Genomic DNA, 22,553 nt, shown 5'->3' on the forward strand with positions numbered 1-22,553 from the left:
CAGCTACGATTTTTTCTGCTGTTTTTCCGGATAACCCCAGCCATCCAGACCGGCCCGGCGCATGGCGCCAAACATCCGGAAGGTGAAGCCGTCGTCCCCGTGTTCCCGTTCCCGAAGGAACTGTTTCATCTCTTCCCGTTTTGTTTTCCCGTCTACCGGGCACTTTGACTTGACAATCGGAAGGCCGTTTTTTACGGCCGCTTTCCTGACATCCCGTTCCGGCGCGAATACCATGGGCCGGATCATCCAGAGCTGCTTTGTCGAGAGGTAGCTTTTCGGGGCAAAGCATCCGAGCCTTCCTTCAACAAATAAATTCATCATAAAGGTTTCCACTACGTCGTCAAAATGATGCCCTAACGCCACCTTGTTGCAGCCGGCTTCCAGCGCCGCGTCATGCAGCGCGCCGCGCCGCATTTTGGCGCAAAGGCTGCAGGGATGCTTTTCCTTCCTGATATCAAAAACGATTTCACCAATCCGGGTTTCCTTGAGAATATAGGGAACTCCCAGTTCGTCGCAAAACGCTTTGATCGGGGAATAATCAGTGTGAATTCCGCCAAAGGACGGATCGAGGGTAATGGCGGCCAGGTCATAGTCGATGCCGATAAACCGTTTCAGGAGCACCAGCCCTTTCAGGAGCACAACAGAGTCCTTTCCGCCCGATACGCCCACCGCAATTTTATCCCCGTCCTGGATCAGGTCGAATTCATGGATTGCTTTCCTCATATATCCCAACATCTTCTGCATAGGGTCACCTCATAAGAAAGATTGAACAAAATTTTCCGCTTCAAATAGAAACAAAATTATTATATCACAAGTTGCAGAAATTGCATAGCAAGGATATGGGAAATAAATAAACCCGGCTCAGCTTCAAAATGTTCACAAAAGGGAAGATACTTTCTAATCATGTTTGTATACATTGTTACGATTTTTCAGGAAATATTGTAAAAAAAGTAGAAAAATCAAGGGCAAAGCCGTATAATATGTAAGGATTCGAATGAATAGGAAAGAAAAAAGAGGGAGATACGTTTGATTAGAGAAGATTTAAGAAATATTGCGATTGTCGCTCACGTTGACCACGGAAAGACCACCCTGGTGGATGAAATGCTGAAACAGGGCGGCGCGTTCCGAGAAAACCAGGTGGTACAGGACCGTGTCATGGACAACAATGATCTGGAACGGGAACGTGGAATTACGATTTTAGCGAAAAACACTTCCGCCCACTATAAAGGGGTTAAGATTAATATCATCGATACACCCGGACATGCTGACTTCGGCGGGGAAGTAGAACGGATTTTAAAGATGGTGGACGGCGTGCTGCTGCTGGTAGACGCCTTTGAAGGTACTATGCCGCAGACGCGGTTCGTATTGCAAAAGGCATTGGAGCTGGGTCACAAAATCATCATCGTCGTCAATAAGATTGACCGTCCTGATGCGCGGCTGGACGAAATTGAGGATGAGGTGCTGGAGCTTCTCATGGATTTGAACGCGTCGGACGAGCAGCTCGACAGTCCGGTGATTTACTGCTCCGGACGGGAGGGAACAGCCTCCACCGACTACACTAAGCCGGGAACAGACCTGATCCCATTGTTTGATACTATTTTAGAGCATATCCCGCAGCCGGAAGGAGAGCCGGACGAGCCGTTCCAGATGTTGGTTTCATCGATCGACTATAACGATTATGTCGGCCGGATTGCCATTGGGAAGATTGACCGCGGCACACTCAAGCAGAACCAGGAAGTAATGGTGTGCGATTATCACAACCCGAAACGGCAGTATAAGGGCAAGGTCGTAAACCTTTATCAGATCGAGGGCCTGAACCGTGTACCCTGCGATACTGCGAAGATGGGAGATATTGTCTGCATTTCAGGAATTGCTGACCTTACTATCGGAGATACCCTCTGCGATCCGGGAGCAGTGGAACCCATCGAGTTTTCCGCGATATCCCAGCCAACGGTGGAGATGACTTTTTCGGTTAACGATTCACCGTTTGCCGGAAAAGAAGGAAAATTTGTCACAAGCCGCCAACTGCGTGACCGCCTGCAGCGGGAGCTGCTCAAGGACGTTTCCCTGCGCGTAGCCGATTCTGATACCACCGACAGCTTCATTGTCGCGGGCCGCGGAGAGATGCATCTTTCGATTCTGATTGAAACAATGCGCCGCGAGGGCTATGAGCTTCAGGTGAGCACGCCGCGCGTTCTTTACCGGGAGATCAACGGGAAAAAATGCGAGCCGATCGAACGTCTTGTAATCGATGTGCCGGAAGAATATATGGGCGCTGTAATGGAAAAAATGGGTGCAAGAAAAGCGGAGCTGCAGCACATGGCGCCGCAGGGCAGCCGGATGCGGATTGAATTTTTAATTCCTGCCCGCGGGCTGTTTGGATATAAGAATGAATTCCTGACCGATACCAAAGGGGAAGGGATTATGAGTTCTGTCTTTGAATGCTACCAGCCTTATAAGGGAGAAATCCAGAAACGGAACAGCGGCTCCCTGATCGCGTTTGAAAGCGGGACTTCCGTGGCATACGGGCTGTTTAACGCCCAGGATCGGGGTACGCTGTTCATTGGCGCGGGCGTTCCGGTTTATGAAGGGATGGTAGTCGGCCAATCTCCAAAGGCAGAGGATCTGGTAGTCAATATCTGCAAAAAAAAGCAGCTTACAAATATGCGCGCCTCCGGTTCTGACGATGCTTTGCGGCTGGTTCCGCCAAAGGTGATGAGCCTGGAGCAGGCGCTGGAGTTTATTGCGGACGATGAACTGGTGGAGGTTACGCCGGAAAATATCAGAATCAGGAAAGCGGTTCTGGATAATACCCAGCGTGCGAAGCTGCGGAATAAAAAGTAACTGTTATATTGCACTGACCGAGGTATCCTGTTGACCCTAGTTGACAGGATAGTCTCTTTTTATCTGACCGCCGTTAGGCTGAACGGGAGATTTAAAATGAAAATTGTTGTACTCAACGGCACCTCTGTAAAAGGGATTACGTATCACATGAAAGAGATGTTTCTGCAATATCTCCGGACCGAAAATCAGATTACGGAATTCTATCCCGAGGATATGCCGCCTTTTTGCGTGGGATGTAAAAACTGTTTCCTTCGCGGAGAGGAAAGGTGCCCTCATGCAGAAACAATCGGGCCGATCTGGGACGCTTGCCTTGCGGCGGATCTTCTGGTTTTTGCCTACCCCGTGTATGCGTTGCGGGCGCCGGCTTCGATCAAATCCGTATTAGACCACTTCTGTGTGCATTGGATGGTGCATCGTCCCGATCCAAAATTTTTTAAAAAGACCGCGGTTGTAATCACTAACAGCGTGGGTGCTCCGAACGGCTCGGCGCAGAAAGATGTGAAAACCAGTATGAACTGGATGGGAGTATCCAAGATACATACCTGCGGAGCGGGAATGATGGGGGACATTTTCTGGAGCAACATTACGGACAAACATCAAAAAATGTTAGAGCAGAAGATGACGCGGCTTGCCAAAAGGGTATCTGGGACAATGCCGCGCCTTCATAAAAGCTTTAAAGTCAACGCTCTGTTTTCCGTCTGTAAAATGATGCATCAGGGTGTACTGAAGTCGGAAGACCGGCCGAGTCTTGACAATCAATTTTTTCTTGATAAGGGTTGGATCAGAGATAAGCGATAAATGGGCTATATTAACAGAAATTTGTTTTAGGCAGTGAAAAACCGTCTGCATTTTTATGCAGACGGTTTTGTGCGGTCATTCGGTCGGCTGGCTGTCGGACGGAACTCGTTTCTCCTCCTCTGGGGGAAGCGGGATCTTCCCATGTTTTTTCTCAAATTGCGCGATGCACATTCGGATGAGATAGAGAATCTGTCCGTTTGCAGACCGCCCCTCGTATCGGCATACATAATGCAGCTTTGCATGCAGCTCTGCATCAATTCGGATGCCTAAATGCTTCATTTTCAAATTTCTCACCTTTAGCCTCGTTTTCTACTTCATTTTCATGAGAGATATAAATTTATCTTAAGGATAAAAAAATATTTTTTGTTTTGTTTGGACTTAAAATAAGTACATTATTTTGTCGATAAATGCCGATCTATTCATATTTTTTCCAGAAAAATACAATTTATTCTTGGAAAAAGAAAATTCCTTCCTGCAAACTGAAAAAAGAACGGCGATCCACCCGAATGAAACGGGCCGGATCAAAACACAGATGCGCTCCCTTGATTTTTCACTGTTAACATGATAAAATTTGAAGGTACGATTATTTTTAGATAAGCCGGCCGGCGTGAAGTGCTTTTTTTCACGCCCCGTTTTTGATTCTGTGCCGCCAAAAGGACGGCGGCGTTTTCGCCGCAGGTGAAAACGAATTGAATTTCGAAGAAAGGAAGCCTTTGCAAAACAGAGGTATGGTGGTCTATATGGAAGAAACAGTCAAGGAAAAATTTGAGCAGATTTCAGGGATGATTGGCAATACGCCGCTGCTGGAAATCGTTTTCCGGTATGACGGCGAGCTGCGCAGGATTTTTGCAAAGGCGGAGTATTATAATCTATCCGGGAGTATTAAAGACCGCGTGGCTTTCTATATTTTGAAAAAAGCGTATGAGACAGGAACAATCCGGCCTGGAGATATCATTGCCGAGGCAACCAGTGGAAATACGGGGATTGCCTTTTCTGCAATGGGAAGCTATCTGGGGCATCCGGTTGTGATCTATATGCCGGACTGGATGAGTAAAGAACGGATCAACCTGATGGAAAGCTATGGCGCAAGGGTCAGGCTGGTATCAAGGGAGCAGGGCGGCTTTCTGGGCTCGATCCGGCTGACAGAGGAGCTTGCGGAACAAGGCGGGGTATTCCTTCCGAAGCAGTTTTCCAATGAGGATAATGTCCAGTGCCATGATGAAACGACAGGAGAGGAAATCGTCCAACAGCTCGCGGCAATCGGCTTGACCGCAGACGGCGTTGTAGCCGGAGTGGGAACCGGCGGCACAGTAATGGGGCTGGGAAAACGGCTGAGGGCGGCAAATCCGCGCTGTAAGGTGCATCCTCTGGAGCCAATGAATTCGCCGACTCTGTCCACCGGATACAAAACCGGGGTGCATAAGATTCAGGGGATTTCGGATGAGTTTATCCCAAGCATCGTCCATTTAGATGAAATTGATGAAATAGTGTCTGTTGACGACATTGACTCGATTATTATGGCAAGGATGCTTTCTGAAAAGCTGGGAATCGGGGTAGGCGTCTCTTCAGGGGCGAATTTCCTGGGTTCTGTCCTGGCACAGAATATGCAGGGAAAAGACAGCGTGATTGTTACGGCGTTTGCCGATGATAATAAGAAATACCTTTCTACTGACTATTCCCAGCCGCAGGCCATGAGGGAAGAATACATCAGCAGCCATATCGAGCTGGTGACAGTGAAGGCTTATCGGTCAATATAAACAAAAAAGGGGAGCAGATAGCTGCTTCCCTTTTTGTATTTACTATTGCGAAGATATGAATAATATGTTAAAATATAAAAGTCAATTTTATCATTGACGGTTACTCTGGAGAGTCCCGATGAAAAAGCGGGCGCCGAAGGTGTACGGGAATTTTTCCCAATCTCTCAGGCAAAAGGACAGGGCAATAGAATGCTTAAATGTCTTACTCTTCGTGAGAGCCGGAAATTTCGATTTTCGGCTTTTTTCTTTTGATTTAAAACACGCAGGAGGAGAAAAACAAATGAATCTCAATTTATTGGCACAGGCAACTGTGCTGGACAACATTGGAGCAGTTTTGAAAAAAATCGATGATTTTGTATGGGGAATCCCGCTGATCGTCCTGATTTTGGCAGGCGGATTGTTTTTGACGGCAAGGCTGGGTTTTTTGCAGATTCGCCATCTGCCGAAAGCCTTAAGGTTCATGGTCAAAAATGAAGAGGGCGGAAGCGGTGAGGTCTCAAGTTTCGGCGCGTTATGCACCGCGATGTCTGCAACAATCGGTACCGGAAATATCGTCGGGGTTGCAACGGCGCTTGTAACGGGCGGACCGGGAGCTCTGTTCTGGATGTGGATCGCCGCTTTATTCGGGATGGCCACCAAGTATTCGGAGGGCCTGCTCGCAGTCAAATACCGGGTGGTAGATGAAAACGGGCACGCGCTCGGCGGACCGTTTTATTACATTGAAAGAGGAATGGGCAAACGATGGAAATGGCTTGCGAAAGTTTTCGCCTTTTTCGGAATGTGCGTCGGACTATTCGGGATCGGTACCTTTACCCAGGTCAACGGAGTTGCGGATGCTGTTAAGAATTTCTTTGACCCGGAAACACAGTGGACGGTTTCCATCTTTGGGATGGAGTATTCCTGGACGGTTGTGATTGCCGGGCTGATATTAACCTTCTGTGTGGCTTTGGTTGTCATCGGGGGAATCAAGCGGATTGCCAATGTTTCACAGGTTGTAGTACCGTTTATGGCAATTGTCTATGTTATTTTCTGCTTGGTTGTTATGGTTTGCAATTTTAAGGAAATTCCAGGTGCTCTGGTGACCATTTTTGAGAGTGCATTCGGACTGAAAGCGGTTGCGGGCGGCGCGCTTGGTTCTATTATGGTTGCGATGCAGATGGGAATTGCCAGAGGGATTTTCTCCAATGAGGCGGGCCTTGGCTCTGCACCGATTGCGGCTGCTGCCGCAAAAACCAAGGAACCTGTCCGGCAGGGACTGGTTTCTATGACGGGTACCTTTATTGATACCATTGTGATTTGTACGCTTACCGGTCTTACCATTGTCCTGACCGGCGCTTATCAGAGCGGGCTGGAAGGGGTTGCAGTGACGACCAAGGCATTCCAGGAGGGTCTGCCGTTTTCGCCTACAGTTGCTTCTTTTATTCTGATGGTCTGCCTGGTGTTCTTTGCGTTTACGACCATTCTCGGCTGGGACTATTACAGCGAGCGTTGCCTGGAGTATCTCTCCGGAGGAAACCAGAAGCTGGTGCTTGGCTTCCGGTGGCTGTATATCCTGTGCGTTTTTATCGGGCCATACATGACCATTTCCGCAGTTTGGACGATTGCTGATATCTTTAACGGTCTGATGGCGCTGCCAAACCTGGTTGCGTTGTTTGCGCTGAACGGCGTGATCGTAGCTGAAACCAAAAAATATTTTGACCGGCAGAAGGAGTCCCCGCTTCAAAAATAAACGGATAAAGGTATGGATTCTTCCATACCTTTATTTATTCGTTTTTTATTTACAAAAATAACACAGTTTCGTATCCCTTTGCTAATAACTAGCCGTTATAATAAAAATTGTTCCAAGGGAGATCAGACCGATGAATAGAATTCCTAAAAAGTGTACATACTTAGAGTAGACGGCAACAGCTCCCAATAACCAAATTTGCGTACGACTAAATTTTTAATAAATTGTCCCCTTCTTTTCATGGGAAAACACTCTGTGGTTCATCCGATCCACAGAGTGTTTTCTTGTTTACAGCGGTTTGAACTTTTGCTATAATAAAAGTCGATCATGGATTGAGGAGACAAAAAAATGAGAATGAGAAATAAGCCCTGGGCAAAGCCTGTGCTGGACGAATGCCCTTATTTTTATGACGACCCGTTCCGTCCAAACGGCGCGTGGCAGAACTGTTTTGCCAAACGTCAGCCGATGCACCTGGAGCTGGGCTGCGGGAAAGGAACTTTCATTGCAAGGCTTGCCGCAGAGCATCCGGAAATTAACTATCTTGCAATCGATATGAAGAGCGTGGTGCTGGCGAGCGCGGTAAAAAATATTGAGCAGGTTTTTCAGGAGCATGGCCGGTCAGACCGCAATGTTGTCCTGACAGCCTATGATATTGAGCGGATTTTAAATATCATGAAGGAAGAGGACATTGTGGAGCGGATTTATATTAACTTCTGCAACCCGTGGCCCAAATCAAGCTATCATAAAAAACGTCTGACTCATACAAGACAGCTTCAAAAATATCAGACGTTCCTCCGGCCGGGCGGCGAGCTTCACTTTAAAACGGATGACGATGCCCTCTTTGAGGACACGCTGGGATATCTCAAGGAGGCGGGATTTGAAGTGAAATACCTGACGAGGGATTTGCATCGTTCCGATTATCCCTCCAATATTGACACAGAGCACGAGGTGAGGTTTTGCGAAGAAGGGATTCCGATTAAATTCCTGATTGCAGAAAACCTGAGAGTGCGGACGCTGGATGAAATTGAGTGGAAGAAACGGGATTAGGAAGATGTTCCGAAAGTAAGCGCAGGACATGATTTGCCCTGCGCTTACTTCTTTTCCAACCGGAAGAGAAGTAAATATTTTGTAAAAAATGAAACCATGGGTTGGAATCATAGGCGGAGATGTGATATACTGATTGGGAATTGACCGACCAGTCGGTCGGAAATGAAAAGAGGAAAGAACTATGTCCGAATTTAGCGTAAAAAAACCCTTTACCGTGGTTGTCGCGGTGATCATGGTTTTGGTGCTGGGCTTTATCTCGTTTAGCCACATGACGCCGAACCTGATGCCGAATATTGATTTTCCCTATGTTATCGTAACGACAGCCTATCCGGGTGCAAGCCCAGAGAAGGTAGAAACTGCGGTAACAAAGCCATTAGAGCAAGCGCTTTCCACCACTACCGGCATGAAGCAGATTACCTCTACCTCAGCCGAAAACTACAGTATGGTGCTGATGGAACTCAATCAGGATGTCAATATGGATTCTGCTATGATTGAGATTAACAACACGGTAAGCAGTGTTTCCGCCGCGTTTGATGACGGAATATCCAGTCCAACGCTGATGAAGATGAACCCGGATATGATGCCGGTGATGATGGCCAGCGTGGACGTTGACGGGATGGACGCATATGAGGTGTCCGAATATGTTACTGACACTGTGATTCCGAAGTTTGAACGTCTGGACGGCATTGCTTCTGTTACTGCTGCCGGCCAGATCGAGAAGCGTCTGGAAATTACGCTGGATCAGGACAAAATTGATGAATTGAACGACAAGGTGTTAGAGAAGATTGATACTGAACTGGCTGATGCGCAGGCCCAGATCCGTTCTGGGCAAAAGGAGCTCAATGACCAGAAGAAAAAACTGGAGGATGAAAGCGAAACCCAGACTGGACAACTGGTGGACGCTGCAATCCAGATTTCCGACGGAAAAAAGCAGCTACAGGATGTTGTCGATGCAATCGGCATGGATAAAGAAGAATTGCAGGATGTGATCCAACAGGCTGAAGAGACGAAAAAGGGCCTGGAGGATCAGCTTCAAACCGCGCAGGAAACCCGCGACCAGATGGCGGAGGCAGGGATGGATACCTCCGCGCTGGATGACCAGATCAAGCTTCTGGAAGATGGGATTGAGCAGGCACAGACCGGAATTACCAATGCTCAGCAGGGGATTACGGCGATTGACTCCCTGGAGGAATTAAAACAGCAGGAAAAAGAGGTGGAAGAGGGAAAACTGACCCTGACGAGAAAGCTGACCGAAGCCTCAGTTCAGATAACCGATGCGCAGGTAAAGCTGGACGAAGCGCAGACCCAGTTCGAGGAACAGCGCGACGCAGCATATGAAAACGCTGGACTGGACGGGCTGATTTCTGCCGATTCGATCCAGAAAATACTCCAGGCGGAAAATTTCTCTATGCCGGCCGGCTATCTCGGTGAGGATAACAGCCAGTATTTGATCAAGGTGGGCGACGAGTTTTCGGACGAGGAGGAAATTGGAAATCTTCTGCTCGCCTCAACCGGGATTGACGGTGTGGGCGATATTCATCTGAAGGATGTTGCAAAAATTGAATGGACAGACAACAGCGGTGATACCTACGCAAAGGTGAACGGGAACAACGGAATTCTGCTGTCCTTCGAAAAATCAAGCATCAGCTCGACGACAGAGGCAACCGATGACCTCCACGAAGTGATGGATCAGATGATGGAGGAGAATGAAGATATTCATATTACCGCTCTGATGGATCAGGGCGTCTATATTGACATGATCATCCAGAGTGTTTTAAGCAACCTGCTCTACGGAGGGATTTTAGCGATTGTTGTCCTGCTGCTCTTCTTAAAAACGATCAAGCCGACAATTATTATCGCTACCAGTATCCCGATCAGCTTGCTGTTTTCGATGGTGCTGATGTATTTCAGCGGCGTGACCTTGAATATTATCTCCCTTTCCGGCCTGGCGCTTGGTGTGGGGATGCTGGTGGATAACAGTATTGTTGTGATCGAGAATATTTACCGGCTGCGCAACCTTGGCGTCAGCAAGCGCAGGGCTGCAGTGCAGGGAGCCAAACAGGTTGCCGGCGCGATTACAGCCTCCACCCTGACAACAATTTGCGTTTTCCTGCCGATTGTTTTTACAGAAGGAATTACCCGCCAGCTCTTCACCGATATGGGGCTGACAATTGCCTATTCGCTGCTGGCCAGTCTGTTTGTCGCGCTGACCCTGGTTCCGACAATGGCTTCCACCATCCTGACCAAAGCGGATGAGAAAAAGCATCCTTGGTTTGACGCTGTGGTTAACGGGTACGAGCGCCTGCTGCGCTTCTGTCTGAGGCGGAAGGTCTATGTGCTGTCCCTTACCGTTGTGCTGCTGGCCGTTTCCTGCGTCCTGGTAGTACAGATGGGAACGGCTTTCATGCCGGAGATGGATTCCACTCAGATGTCAGCTACGCTGACAATGCCGGATGACGCTGAGGAAGAGGATGTCTATCAAGCGAGTGACAAGTTTATGGAGCGCGCGTTGGAAATTGAGGATATCCAGACGATCGGCGCAATGCAGTCCAGTACATTGATGGGAATGGGGAGCTCTGATTCGAAAGAGATGACCTTCTACCTTCTGCTGGACGAAAACAAAAAGCAATCCAGCAAGGAAATCGCAAGACTGCTGGAGGAGAAAACAGCAGATCTCGGCGGAGAGGTACTGGTTCAGGAATCCAATATGGATATGTCTATGCTGGGAGGCTCCGGAATCGAACTGGAAGTTCGGGGTACCGACCTCGACCAGATGGAGGAGATTGTGCGCGACATGACAACACTTCTCCAGAATACCGAGGGGACAGAGGAAGTAACCAACGGGCTTGAGGACAATACCAAGGAACTGCGGATTACTGTAAATAAAAATAAAGCGATGGAATACGGCTTGACTGTCGCGCAGATTTACCAGGCTATCAGCGGGGCGATTCAGGAGGAAGCGGACGCCACCACCCTAACAATGGATAATGCTGATTATCCGGTAGTGATTGTCACCGATTCCGACCTGACAAAGGAGACCCTGAAATCCTATCAGCTTGAGGGGACAAAGGATCAGGAGACAGCTAATGTCCGCTTAAGCGATATCGCGGCCATTGAGGAGGCAGACAGCCTGCAGTCGATCAGCCACGACAATCAAACCCGGATTATGACCGTTTCGGCTATGATTGACGATGACCATAACATTGGCCTGGTTAGCCGGGATGTGGAAAAGGAGCTGAAGGATTACGAGGTGCCGAAAGGCTACAGTGTCAGCCTGACCGGTGAAAATGAGACGATTAACGACGCTTTGGGCGATCTGGTGATGATGATCGGCGCTGCCGTCCTCTTTATCTACCTGATCATGGTTGCGCAGTTCCAGTCGCTCGTTTCTCCGTTTATCGTATTGTTCACTATGCCTCTGGCCTTTACAGGCGGATTGCTGGCACTGTTCCTGACCGGAAATGAGCTCAGTGTTATCTCCATGCTGGGATTCCTGGTGCTGGCCGGAATTGTTGTTAACAATGGGATTGTGTTTGTGGATTATGCCAACCAGCTCCGGCTGAGCGGAATGGAAAAACGGGAAGCATTGGTGCAGACGGGAAGAACCCGTTTCCGTCCGATCCTGATGACAGCGCTGACTACGATTTTGGCGATGTCTACCATGGCGCTTGGTGTGGGCACCGGCGCTGAAATGACGCAGTCGCTTGCAATTGTTGTAATTGGAGGGCTGACCTATGCGACGCTGCTGACTTTGCTGGTGGTGCCCTGCATTTATGACCTGCTGCGCCGGAAGGAGCTCAAGCCAATTAAGATAGAGGAGGAGCTATCCGATGAAAACCGCGAAGCGGTACTTTAAAAACCGGGAATTAAGCGAAAAGGAAATTCTGCTGTATCAGGCAGTAAATGGGTTGCTGGAGCGTGGAGAGAGCCTTTCTGAGCTCCGGGTGGCGGATATTGCCAAGGAGGCCGGAATAGGGAAGGGAACGGTTTACGAGTATGTTGCCAGCAAGGAGGAACTGCTCGCCAACTCTTTTCTCTACCAGGTCTGGAGGGAAGTCGAGCAATTGCAGGAACAGGTTTCTCGGTGCGCTACTTTCCGGGAATTGTGCCGGGGGATATTTGACCTGGTCCACCGCAAGGCGGTATCCGGTACCAACATTATGAGTATAGCCGGTGCGGGGGAATTATCCCCTTCGCTGGTAACGATGATGGAGTCAGTGAAGGAGGATTTCAACCTGGCGGCGCAGAAGCTGTTTTCCCTGCTCGACCAGATTTTAGAGCAGGGCGTCCGGGAAGGAGAGATCAATCCGGCAAGCAGTCCGGAATATCAGCATTTTGTGATTACAGGAGTTTGCACCAGCCTGGTTTCCAGGCAGTGCAGCGGTGCCGCGAAGGACTGGGAGACAGAGCAAAGGCTGGCCTATCAGATGCTGGTCGCAGCTTTTCAGTAAAAAAGAAATAAAAATGCGGAACGATATCATCGTTCCGCATTTTTTCTTTTTATAAATAAGCTTGCATATAAGAAGGATTATACATTGAACCGGAAATTGACGATATCTCCGTCCTGCATTACATATTCTTTCCCTTCTAAACGGACAAGTCCCTTTTCCTTGGCAGCTGTCATGCTTCCGCAGTCCATCAGATCCTGGAAGCTGATAATTTCTGCCCGGATAAAGCCCTTTTCAAAATCGGTATGGATTTTTCCGGCTGCTTTCGGAGCCTTGGTGCCCCTGGTGATCGTCCAGGCACGCACCTCGTCAGAGCCCGCTGTCAGGAAGGAGATCAGCCCCAGCAGGGAATAGCCTTCCTTGATAATCCGGTCTAATCCGGATTCGGTCAGATTGAGCTCGGAAAGAAACATCGTCTTTTCCTCCGCATCCATATCCGCGATATCCTCTTCGGTTTTTGCGCAGATCGGCAGGACGGCGGCATGTTCTTCCTCCGCGATTTCGCAGACCTCTTGATAGAAGGGGTTGTCCGAAAGACTGCCCGAAAAATCGGCTTCGCAGAGATTTGCTGCGTAAATAACCGGTTTGTTGGAAAGAAGCGGCGACTGCCTGATCAGCTCCTGCTCATCCTCGGTATAGTCAAAGGAGCGGGCGGTTTTTCCGTCTTCCAGATGAGCGATCAGGCGCTCTAAAAGCTGGACTTCATTTTGCAGCTTTTTGTCAGCCTTTGCAGCCTTGACTGTTTTGGAAAGGCGGCGTTCCAAAATCTCGATATCGGAGAAAATCAGCTCGAGATTGATGGTTTCGATATCCCGGCGCGGCCCGATGGAACCGTCGACATGGACGATGTTGCTGTCCTCAAAGCAGCGTACCACATGCACGATGGCATCTACCTCACGGATATTTGAAAGGAATTTGTTTCCCAGTCCTTCTCCTTTGGAAGCGCCTTTGACCAGCCCCGCGATATCAACAAATTCCAGGACGGCGGGGGTGAATTTTTTCGGGTGATACATTTCATCCAAAAAGTTCAGCCGCTCGTCTGGAACAGAAACAACGCCCACATTTGGCTCAATGGTACAAAACGGATAGTTTGCGGATTCAGCACCGGCATTGGTCAATGCGTTGAACAGGGTGCTTTTGCCGACATTCGGCAATCCGACCATTCCTAATTTCATATTTTTCCCTCTATTCTTTCTGATATAAATTCCATAGATTCTAAATCAATATTATACAATAAAAGAGCAGAAATGTAAAACCCTTTCTTAAGGCGAAAATAGGGGATTTTTTATACTTTTCACAAAAAAGTTTTATGATTTGTTCACAGAAGGTGTTGCAAAGGTTTGCCGGCATCATGTATAATAAATACAAGCATTCATATCATGAAGGATGATATCTGATTACAGAAGTAATAGAGTGAAAAACAGCAGGATGTGGAGGGAAATGACATGTCATTAGGAAAAATTCTTGTGGTTGACGACGACCAGAATATCTGCGAGCTGCTTCGGCTTTATTTGGAAAAAGAAGGATACAGCGTGATTCTGTCACATGACGGGGAGGAAGCGATTGTCAAATTTAATGCAATGGCGCCGGACATGGTTTTGCTGGACATTATGCTGCCCGGTCTGGATGGATGGCAGGTGTGCCGTGAAATTCGCAAAAAGTCCAATGTGCCGATCATTATGCTGACGGCGAAGGGCGAGACGTTTGACAAGGTGCTGGGACTTGAGCTTGGCGCGGACGATTATGTCGTAAAACCGTTTGATACGAAGGAAGTGATCGCCAGGATCAAGGCGGTGCTGCGCCGGATAGGACAGAACAGCCAGTCGGAAGAGGTTAAAGAGGTCAGCTATGATAAGCTGGTAGTCAACATGACCCGTTATGAATTAAAGGTTGACGGCAAGGTGATCGATACTCCGCCGAAAGAGCTGGAGCTGCTGTTCCACCTGGCTTCCAATCCCAACAGGGTATATACCCGCGACCAGCTGCTTGACGAGGTCTGGGGCTTTGAGTATTACGGGGATTCCCGGACAATCGATGTGCATGTCAAGCGCCTGCGCGAAAAGCTGGAAGGCGTATCGGATAAATGGGCGCTGAAAACTGTTTGGGGCGTCGGATACAAGTTTGAGGTAAATGAATAAGCTTTTTGATTCGTTCCAAAACAGAACCCCTGTTTTGGAACGGATTTTCTTGCCTTGGAGCTTGCAGAAATTCAATACGCCGAAGCAGATGGCCTTAGTCGGCGCGCCCTGGTAAGAAGGGACTTTTAATTATGCAAAAGAGTATTTTTACAAAATATTTTTCTGTTTGCGCATCGCTGATCCTGGTCAGTATTGGAATACTGGGCTCTGCGCTGATGCTGTTTGCCTCTGGGTATTTCAAAACGGAAAAATACGAGCTGCTGCAGACCAATGTCGTAAAAGCGGTAGACAAGGTAGAAGCGAACATCGATGAGGACAATAGGATTCTCATGGGGAAGCCGCAGAGCTATTTTGATCTGTTAGCTGATGCGATCGGTGCGGATTTTTTCCTGGTAGATACGGATGGACGAACCGCCTACTGCACTGAAGAATATCCCTGCCGCCACACGACCTACCAATTGACGGACACGATCCTGGCGGCGATGCAGACAGATGGCGAGTATAAGGAGATAGGGACGCTTGGCGGGATTTATACCAGCCACAGCTTTACGGTCGGCGCACCGGTTTATGGCAGCAGCGGAGATTTGGTGGGTTATGTGCTGGCGTCGATGAACTCCACCGAATCGATGCAGAACTTTCTGATAGAAGTATTCAAAATGTTTGCGATCTCTGCGCTGGTGGTGCTGGTGCTGGTCTGCATTATTATTTATTTTGTTACCCATTCCATGGTGCGCCCGCTCAGGGAGATGTCTGAAGCGGCGCAGAAATTCGGAAATGGAGATTTTTCTACGCGGCTGACTGTCTATTCCTATGACGAGGTTGGGCAGCTCGCCATGGCGCTGAACAACATGGCGCAGTCTCTTTCCACGCTGGAGACAATGCGGCGGAGCTTTATTTCCAATGTCTCTCATGAGCTGAAAACCCCGATGACTACCATCGGTGGATTTATTGACGGGATTCTGGACGGGACGATCCCTCCGGAGAAACAGAAGCAGTATCTGCGGATTGTGTCCGACGAGGTGAAACGCCTGTCGCGAATTGTGCGCTCTATGCTGAATCTTTCCCAGATTGAGGCCGGGGAGATGAAATTAAACCGTCATACTTTCGATATGGTGGATACGATCTGCCAGACCCTGTTCAGCCTGGAACGGCAGATTGACGACAAGAAGCTGGAAATCAGGGGACTGGATCACGATAAGGTTTTTGTAGACGCGGATGAGGACTTAATTCACCAGGTGGTTTATAATCTGACAGAAAACGCTATTAAGTTTGCTAATACCGGCGGATATATTGAGTTTGAATTTTTAAAAGAGGGCGGCCGGCAGATGATCGGCGTCAAAAATTCCGGCGAGGGATTGAGCAAAGAGGAAATCCCGCGTGTGTTTGACCGGTTTTACAAGACAGACCGTTCCAGGGGACAGGACAAAAGCGGCGTTGGGCTGGGACTGTATATTGTACGGTCGATTGTCACGCTGCATGGCGGCGATATTATTGTCAAGAGTGTGCAGGGGGAATACTGCGAATTTTTGTTTACCCTTCCTCCCGGGAAACCAAAGACTCAGAATAAATTCAAGAAGAATTCATAGTATTTTGTGATAGGGCAGCAACCGGCTGCTGTCCGGAATCCTTAAGAAAGGAAGCCTTTGCGGAGCAAGGGCAAGGTGATTTAAGATGGATCAAAAATGGCCATTCGGGGAGAACCCCGGTTCGGAACATGAGGGACAGAGTGTCAACTGGCAGTTTTCCAACGGGCCAAAGAGCACAAACGGAGTGAACATTAATCCTGACTTTTCCGCCAATGGAAACGGCAGCTATCGGGAGGGACAGAATACATTCTATTCAGCGCCTCAGCCTCCTCAGAAAAACGGCAAGGGATCGGGCGGGTTAAAGGTATTCGCCATCCTGCTCTGTATTATTTTGGTATTTGTGATCTTTATCTTTATCGGCTACGCGATTTATAAAGAGGGGCCTGCCGCTCAAAAGACGGCGGAGGGTACCGGAACGTCGGAGCCGTCGGGAACCTCGCTGGAAATTAATTCTGCTCCTGAGGAAACGGAAGAGGAAACCGAGGAGTATTCGCCAAGCGGCGTACTCACCTCTGAGCAAATCGCCACCAAGGTGATGCCGTCTATTGTCGGCGTAGTGGTCTACACCAAGGAATCGGCCCTGCAAAACCAGGCGTACAGTGAGGGCAGCGGAATTATTATGTCTGAGGACGGATACATCATCACCAACGCCCACGTAGTTATGGAGGAGGATACCTCTACCGGAGGTGTCAGCACAACGCCGGTGGATAAAATCGAAATTTATCTCAACAATGAGGATTACTGCCAGGCCACGCTGATTGGTGTGGACACCCGGACAGACCTCGCGGTTGTGAAAATAGATAAAGAAAATCTGGTTGCGGCAGAGTTTGGGGATTCCACGGTGCTAAAGGTTGGGGAGCTTGCCGTGGCGATTGGAAATCCAACCGGGCGTACCCTGTCCAGCAGCTTTACACAGGGCGTTATTTCCGGTGTAGACCGGACGATTGCAATCGGCACCTCCGGCTATACGATGGACTGTATCCAGACCGACGCCGCGATTAATCCGGGAAACTCCGGCGGAGCGCTGGTGAATAAATATGGCCAGGTGATCGGGATTAACTCCTCGAAAATCGCCGCTACGGAATACGAGGGGATTGGCTTTGCCATTCCGATCCATGAAGCAAAGCCTGTCATTGAAAGCCTAATCGAAAACGGCTATGTAGCCGGCAGGGTTCGGATCGGGATTACGTTCCAGTCTATCCCGCAGGCATTAGCTGAGCTGCGCGGCACGCCGGCAGGACTGCGGGTTGTCCAGGTGGATGAATCTACCGATGCATACGCACAGGGCGTGCAGCCGGGAGATATTATCACAAAGCTTGACGGGAATGAGGTCATCAGCATTAAGGAGATTTCTGAGGTGCTGAATGAAAAGGAACCCGGCGACAGTGTCAAGCTGACGATCTACCGCGTGAAGGACGGGAAGGCCAGTACCTTTGACGTCAGTGTAGAATTGCAGGAGGACATGAGCGGAAAAGTAGTGTCTTAACGAAAAAGCAGCAGGGTTATATTACCCTGCTGCTTTGTTATATCAACAGCCCCATTCCAGGACAGGCGCCCGGCAAAGCTCCCCTGCGGACCGGCATCTTAACGGTCACTTTTACCTCCTGCCCTGAAAAATAGACTGTACTTTATTTTATGCTGCTTTATCAGATTGGCTACCGCAAAGCGCAAAGCGGAACAGCTTAAATATGTGGGAAGGCGGTTGATTTTAAGCCGATCACGGGAAATATCATGGTTTGCATTGATAATTACAGGGAAAAAATTTTTGTGGTTTCATTTCCCGCCTGAGCATTGAAAAGTGAAAAAAACTTAAATTTTATGATTATTTGTTGACGATATCATTGGGATTTAGTAAAATATAATAAGTAGGAGCTTTGAGGTGAGATTTATGAAAATCAATAATCTCAATCGAATTGCTTTGGGTATCAATGCTGCGGACGGAATAAACGTCATTTCGCTTGGCTTTAAATTGATGAAGAAACCTAATAAAACTTCAGAAGAAGAAATCGCGGCAAAGGCATTTATCAAAAGCTTTCGGTGGACCGTTGTGTTAGTGCTGCTTTCTTGTGCTGTTCTTGCTGTGATGACAGGCTTTGCAATGTCAGCAACCGGGATGGAATACAAAGGCGGCTATACGGAAAGCCGTACTGGAAGGATGGAAGACGGACAAATTCGTTATGTGAAAAATGAACTTTACTATATTAATCCCGAAGAATATGGCTTATCATCCAATCTCCCGGACAATACGCATATCACGGTATATTTTAATGAGAATGACGATGTAGTTGCCTGCATCAATGCAGATGAGGTGAACGGCATCAGGGAACAGAGAATGATTCTTATGGCAGTTTCTCTTGTGCTCTGCATTGTTGTATTGCTTGCATTCGCTGTGATAGCAAGGACAACCTTCGGAAAGCCGTGGTATCAATGGGTGAATTCAATCAGGGGGATTTAGTAACCTGAGAGGATAAAATTTCAGTGTGTAGATGCCAATAAATATTGAACCAATAGAGGTTTTAGAAATTGTAAAAAAGCGCGGTTTATTTCCGCGTTGAAAGGACGTATTGAAAATGACAAAGGTATCGCCGTCGATTCTGGCGGCTGATTTTGCAAATCTGGGGGCGGATATTCAAAAGGTTCAGAAAGCGGCCATGCTTCATGTCGACATCATGGATGGGCATTTCGTACCTAATATCAGCATTGGTGTGCCGGTTGTGGAGTCAGTCAGACGGTGTACAGACATGTTCCTCGATGTACATCTGATGATTTCAAAACCGCAGCAATATATTGATATATTCTGCGATGCGGGAGCTGATCTGATCTGCTTCCATCTGGAAGCGGAAGGAGAACCCGAAACGACAATCCGCATGATCCGGGAGAAGGGAAAAAAGGCGGCGGTTTCGATTAAGCCGGGAACGCCGGTGGAAGCGGTTTTCCCTTATGTTAAAGACCTGGATATGGTTCTGGTGATGACTGTGGAGCCTGGCTTCGGCGGACAGAAATTTATGCCGGAGATGCTCGAAAAGGTAAAGGCGCTTCGTGCTTATGCGCAGTCGGAAAACCCGTCGCTGGATATTGAGGTGGACGGCGGGGTCAACCGGGAAACAGCCAAGGCTGCGGTTTCCGCCGGCGTATCGGTGCTGGTTGCGGGATCCTGCATTTTCGGCGCGGAAAACCCAGAGGAAATGGTAGATTATTTTTCTTCTCTCTAAGAGAGATATTCCACCACTGTTTCGATGGCGTTTTCGGAAAGAATCGGCTTTGCATGCTCTTTGATAAAAGCACAGAACACAGAGCCCTTACCGAGGAAGGTGCCGTATTCCCGGAGCAGATGGATAATCCGTTCTTCCATCCTGCAATAGGTGTATAGCAGCAGGCGATAGTCGTTCCCATAGAGATAGAGCTCTGTTTTGATAACAAGGTGGTTAAATTCATTGAGAATTCGTTTGGAAACGGCGACGAGGGAATCCAATGACTCGAATCCGAAAATAAGAGGCGTATCGAAGCTGTACCGTTCTTTCTGGCCGTGCTGTCTCTGCGCGTCGTCAATCAGGTTGAGATAGAGGATGCATCCGCCGTTGGAATCGGGGAAAGCCTCGATAAACAGGCGGTGATTGTCAAAGGTGAGACCGGTCTGCGCTTTGATGCGCTGCAGGATGATAAATACTGCGCGCTTGGTCACAGTATTATTATAATCCATTTCTTCGTATGTGAGATCAAGCTGTTCCATATCTGCGGCTGAGAGCAGAATGCGGACAGTTTTTTCATCAAGCTGTTCTATCTTCAAAAAATCACCATTTTTCAAATAAAGTGAGAAGCCTCACTATTAAGTTTATACGGTTCAATTCGGAATCAGAACCGGAACTGGCGGCTTAATCAGGCATGCCGGTATCTTATTCGGGATATCCCGACAGAATGGAGTTCCAAACATGAAACATAGTATTGTAATTTCCGACCATTGCGTTTCTGCAATTTTAGCGCTTGTTGCTATGCTGGCGGTTCCTGTCTACTTTTTTGGCGCCCGTCCGGCAATTATTGCCGCTATAGCGGTGGTGACGGCAATGCTGATGGAGCTGATCTTGAAACGATGGCTCTTCCGCTTGCCGCGTGCGGAGAAGCATGATTACTCCTCGATTGTAACCGCACTGGTTATCACCATGCTGATGCCTGCCAGCGTCGATTATTATGTCGTTGTGATTGCTGTAGTCAGCGGCCTGCTGATTGGAAAGTATGCGTTCGGCGGAACAGGACGGAATATTTTTAATCCTGCGGCGCTGGGTGTAGCAATTGTGGGGATTAGCTTTTCTGAACAGGTTTTAAAATTTCCAGTTCCCGGAAGCTGGCTTCCGTTAACCCCGCATATTGCCGAGGAGGCAGGTGTATTATATGCAACCTCGCCGGCATCGGTGATGAATGTGGGCGGGACGCCTCAGATTTCCCTTTTCCCGTTGCTTTTAGGGGAATATCCGGGTGCGATGGGTGCTACCTGTATTATCGCTTTGGCCGCTGTTTTCCTTTTCTTGTGCTTGAGACGGGCAATTTCCTTCCGGATTACGGGAGCGTTCTTATTCACAGTTGCGTGCTACGCCTGTCTGTTCGCGCGAACCAGTACGGGAAGGCTGAATTCCGTTATTTTTGAAATTACTTCCGGAGTACTGCTGTTCGGAGTGATATTTATGGCCTCCGATCCGCATACATCTCCGTTAACTGCAATTGGGCAGGTGCTTTATGGGATTTTCCTGGGACTTGTAACTATGCTGTTCCGGAAAGCCGGGGCTCTCGACATTGAGTTCGTGTTTGTCCTGCTCTTTGCAAATGCGCTGGCAAGGGAGTTCGACCGCTTGTCGGACTGGCTTTGCCGCAAAATACCGATATTAAACCAGTTCCTGAAGGACAGTGAGACGCTGCGGGGACGGCGGGTCAGAAGGGTTGGTGGAAAACGTGCTTAGAACTTATTATCAAAAGCATCGGGAACAGATCGACCGTTTTGATGGGCTGTTGGTGAATAACACGGTTTTGGAACGCGGGCTGGTAATTGCACCGGTCATTGTTGCAGCCAACACTGCACAGAATGGCTTGATTCTGGGCTTGAGCTTTATCCTGATTACCTTTTTCGGGGTGCTCTTGGCCTCCTTTGTACCTAAAAAGCTGCCGTATGCTATCCGGGTGATTCTATATGTGGTTTTAGCCTGCCTGCTCTATATCCCGGTGTCTTACCTGATGAATCTCATGTTCCCGGATTCGGTGTATAAAGTGGGGATTTTTCTCCCCTTGCTGGTGACGAACTCTTTGATTGTGACCAAAACCGAAACGCGTTTTCTCAAGATGAAACGTCTGAATATGATGTTGGATGTCTTTTGCCATACGGTTGGATTCTTCCTGGTGATTGTGACGGTAGGCATGCTGAGGGAGATTTTCGGGAACGGTTCATTTTTCGGCAATGAGCTGAATATGCCCGGCAAAATTTATGCGTTTATGCTGCCGTTCGGCGGTTTTATCGTGCTGGGGTTTTTGGCGGCTGCTGTACAGCGCTTCCGTATTTACCTGCATGGCGGGGAAACTGACCAGAAAAAGGGAGGAAACCGCTGATGACATGGCTTGAATTTACCACAACTTTTTTTGGCAAGATGTTTTTATATGCGCTGATTGCCATGTTTACGGAGAATACGATCTTTTCCCGCGCGCTGGGAGCTTCTACCTCGCTGTGGATTATCCGGAAAAAATACCGCATTTTCGCTTTCGGGATGATCATGACGATCATTACTACCCTTTCCGCGGTAGCTGTCTACTATCTGCTGCCCTATGTCCAGAAGCTGGACAGCAGCAGTTATATCCTGCCTCTGGTATATATTGGCGTTATCGCTGTTGTTTATATTGTAATGCTTTTTGTAACGCATCGTCTCCCGCTAAAAAATAAGGATATGATGCTGATGTTTATCCATCGCTGTGCATTTAACTGTGCGGTCTTGGGCGCTTTGCTGCTGTCAACCGAATATAAGCTGGAGCTGCCGGGCTTTATCGGCTTCGGGATTGGAACCGGCTTTGGGTTTACCCTGGCGACCTATCTGACCTATATCGCTTATGGACGGTTAAACAGCAAGGCAGTTCCAAAGGCCTTTCGCGGTTTTCCAATCACCCTGTTTTATATCGGTATCCTTTCTTTGGCAATTTACGGCATGATTGGACACGAGCTTCCGGTATAATAGAAA

At 48.5% G+C, this 22,553-nt stretch carries 19 protein-coding genes and 1 riboswitch; of the genes, 15 read left to right on the forward strand and 4 right to left on the reverse strand.

Annotated features, from left to right (window positions below; all coding sequences use genetic code 11):
• Positions 1-3: 3 nt before the first annotated feature.
• Positions 4-744: a tRNA 2-thiocytidine biosynthesis TtcA family protein gene (locus CZ360_RS09445; protein ID WP_077533964.1), complete on the reverse strand. Its 741-nt coding sequence runs from the start codon at positions 742-744 to the stop codon at positions 4-6.
• A 282-nt stretch (positions 745-1,026) separates the two neighbouring features.
• On the opposite strand from CZ360_RS09445, the gene typA reads away from it, so the two are divergent.
• Positions 1,027-2,844: a translational GTPase TypA gene (typA, locus tag CZ360_RS09450; protein ID WP_077533965.1), complete on the forward strand. Its 1,818-nt coding sequence runs from the start codon at positions 1,027-1,029 to the stop codon at positions 2,842-2,844.
• 96 nt (positions 2,845-2,940) lie between these two features.
• Positions 2,941-3,642: a flavodoxin family protein gene (locus tag CZ360_RS09455; protein ID WP_077533966.1), complete on the forward strand. Its 702-nt coding sequence runs from the start codon at positions 2,941-2,943 to the stop codon at positions 3,640-3,642.
• A 75-nt stretch (positions 3,643-3,717) separates the two neighbouring features.
• On the opposite strand, the gene CZ360_RS09460 is transcribed toward CZ360_RS09455, so the two are convergent.
• Complete coding sequence (locus CZ360_RS09460; RefSeq protein ID WP_077534799.1) at positions 3,718-3,921, reverse strand: type II toxin-antitoxin system antitoxin; 204 nt, start codon at positions 3,919-3,921, stop codon at positions 3,718-3,720.
• Between the two features lie 434 nt (positions 3,922-4,355).
• Between CZ360_RS09460 and CZ360_RS09465 the strand changes: the two genes are divergently transcribed.
• From CZ360_RS09465 to CZ360_RS09485, 5 genes are all read left to right on the forward strand, one after another.
• On the forward strand, positions 4,356-5,399 hold the full coding sequence (locus CZ360_RS09465) for a PLP-dependent cysteine synthase family protein (RefSeq protein WP_407656969.1): 1,044 nt from the start codon (positions 4,356-4,358) through the stop codon (positions 5,397-5,399).
• A gap of 95 nt (positions 5,400-5,494) precedes the next feature.
• Positions 5,495-5,589: riboswitch (glycine riboswitch) on the forward strand.
• 90 nt (positions 5,590-5,679) lie between these two features.
• Positions 5,680-7,128, forward strand: coding sequence for an alanine/glycine:cation symporter family protein (locus tag CZ360_RS09470; protein ID WP_077533967.1), 1,449 nt, complete (start codon positions 5,680-5,682; stop codon positions 7,126-7,128).
• A 345-nt stretch (positions 7,129-7,473) separates the two neighbouring features.
• On the forward strand, positions 7,474-8,172 hold the full coding sequence (trmB, locus tag CZ360_RS09475) for a tRNA (guanosine(46)-N7)-methyltransferase TrmB (RefSeq protein ID WP_077533968.1): 699 nt from the start codon (positions 7,474-7,476) through the stop codon (positions 8,170-8,172).
• A 181-nt stretch (positions 8,173-8,353) separates the two neighbouring features.
• Positions 8,354-12,028 carry an efflux RND transporter permease subunit gene (locus CZ360_RS09480; protein ID WP_077533969.1) on the forward strand — a complete coding sequence of 1,225 codons (3,675 nt, stop codon included), beginning with the start codon at positions 8,354-8,356 and terminating at the stop codon, positions 12,026-12,028.
• The gene (locus tag CZ360_RS09485; RefSeq protein ID WP_077533970.1) at positions 12,003-12,623 is read left to right on the forward strand and encodes a TetR/AcrR family transcriptional regulator; all 621 of its coding nucleotides are present in this window, start codon (positions 12,003-12,005) and stop codon (positions 12,621-12,623) included. Before CZ360_RS09480 ends, CZ360_RS09485 begins: the two co-directional genes overlap by 26 nt.
• A gap of 77 nt (positions 12,624-12,700) precedes the next feature.
• On the opposite strand, the gene ychF is transcribed toward CZ360_RS09485, so the two are convergent.
• Positions 12,701-13,795 (reverse strand): redox-regulated ATPase YchF, encoded by a 1,095-nt coding sequence (ychF, locus tag CZ360_RS09490; protein ID WP_077533971.1) that lies wholly within the window; start codon positions 13,793-13,795, stop codon positions 12,701-12,703.
• Between the two features lie 270 nt (positions 13,796-14,065).
• On the opposite strand from ychF, the gene CZ360_RS09495 reads away from it, so the two are divergent.
• The 5 genes from CZ360_RS09495 to rpe all read left to right on the forward strand — a co-directional run bounded on the left by CZ360_RS09495 (position 14,066) and on the right by rpe (position 19,556).
• Entirely contained in the window at positions 14,066-14,758 is a 693-nt protein-coding gene (locus tag CZ360_RS09495) for a response regulator transcription factor (RefSeq protein WP_077533972.1), read from the forward strand.
• A gap of 131 nt (positions 14,759-14,889) precedes the next feature.
• Positions 14,890-16,344 carry a HAMP domain-containing histidine kinase gene (locus CZ360_RS09500; RefSeq protein WP_077533973.1) on the forward strand — a complete coding sequence of 485 codons (1,455 nt, stop codon included), beginning with the start codon at positions 14,890-14,892 and terminating at the stop codon, positions 16,342-16,344.
• A gap of 85 nt (positions 16,345-16,429) precedes the next feature.
• Entirely contained in the window at positions 16,430-17,830 is a 1,401-nt protein-coding gene (locus CZ360_RS09505; RefSeq protein WP_077533974.1) for a S1C family serine protease, read from the forward strand.
• A gap of 402 nt (positions 17,831-18,232) precedes the next feature.
• Entirely contained in the window at positions 18,233-18,799 is a 567-nt protein-coding gene (locus CZ360_RS09510) for a hypothetical protein (protein ID WP_077533975.1), read from the forward strand.
• Between the two features lie 115 nt (positions 18,800-18,914).
• A complete protein-coding gene (gene rpe / locus CZ360_RS09515) occupies positions 18,915-19,556 on the forward strand; it encodes a ribulose-phosphate 3-epimerase (RefSeq protein WP_077533976.1) in 642 nt (213 codons plus the stop codon).
• Here the strand turns inward: rpe and CZ360_RS09520 are convergent.
• The gene (locus CZ360_RS09520; protein WP_159438217.1) at positions 19,553-20,131 is read right to left on the reverse strand and encodes an adaptor protein MecA; all 579 of its coding nucleotides are present in this window, start codon (positions 20,129-20,131) and stop codon (positions 19,553-19,555) included. The two genes, rpe and CZ360_RS09520, sit on opposite strands and share 4 nt — an antisense overlap.
• 142 nt (positions 20,132-20,273) lie before the next feature.
• Here CZ360_RS09520 and CZ360_RS09525 point away from each other — a divergent pair, with 142 nt between their 5' ends.
• The 3 genes from CZ360_RS09525 to CZ360_RS09535 are packed head-to-tail and all read left to right on the forward strand — an operon-like array spanning position 20,274 to position 22,547.
• On the forward strand, positions 20,274-21,293 hold the full coding sequence (locus tag CZ360_RS09525) for an RnfABCDGE type electron transport complex subunit D (protein WP_077533978.1): 1,020 nt from the start codon (positions 20,274-20,276) through the stop codon (positions 21,291-21,293).
• On the forward strand, positions 21,286-21,933 hold the full coding sequence (locus CZ360_RS09530) for an Rnf-Nqr domain containing protein (protein WP_159438218.1): 648 nt from the start codon (positions 21,286-21,288) through the stop codon (positions 21,931-21,933). Before CZ360_RS09525 ends, CZ360_RS09530 begins: the two co-directional genes overlap by 8 nt.
• On the forward strand, positions 21,933-22,547 hold the full coding sequence (locus tag CZ360_RS09535) for an Rnf-Nqr domain containing protein (protein WP_077533980.1): 615 nt from the start codon (positions 21,933-21,935) through the stop codon (positions 22,545-22,547). Before CZ360_RS09530 ends, CZ360_RS09535 begins: the two co-directional genes overlap by 1 nt.
• Positions 22,548-22,553: the final 6 nt, after the last annotated feature.

Source organism: Massiliimalia massiliensis (assembly GCF_900155615.1).
Taxonomy (GTDB): domain Bacteria; phylum Bacillota; class Clostridia; order Oscillospirales; family Ruminococcaceae; genus Massiliimalia; species Massiliimalia massiliensis.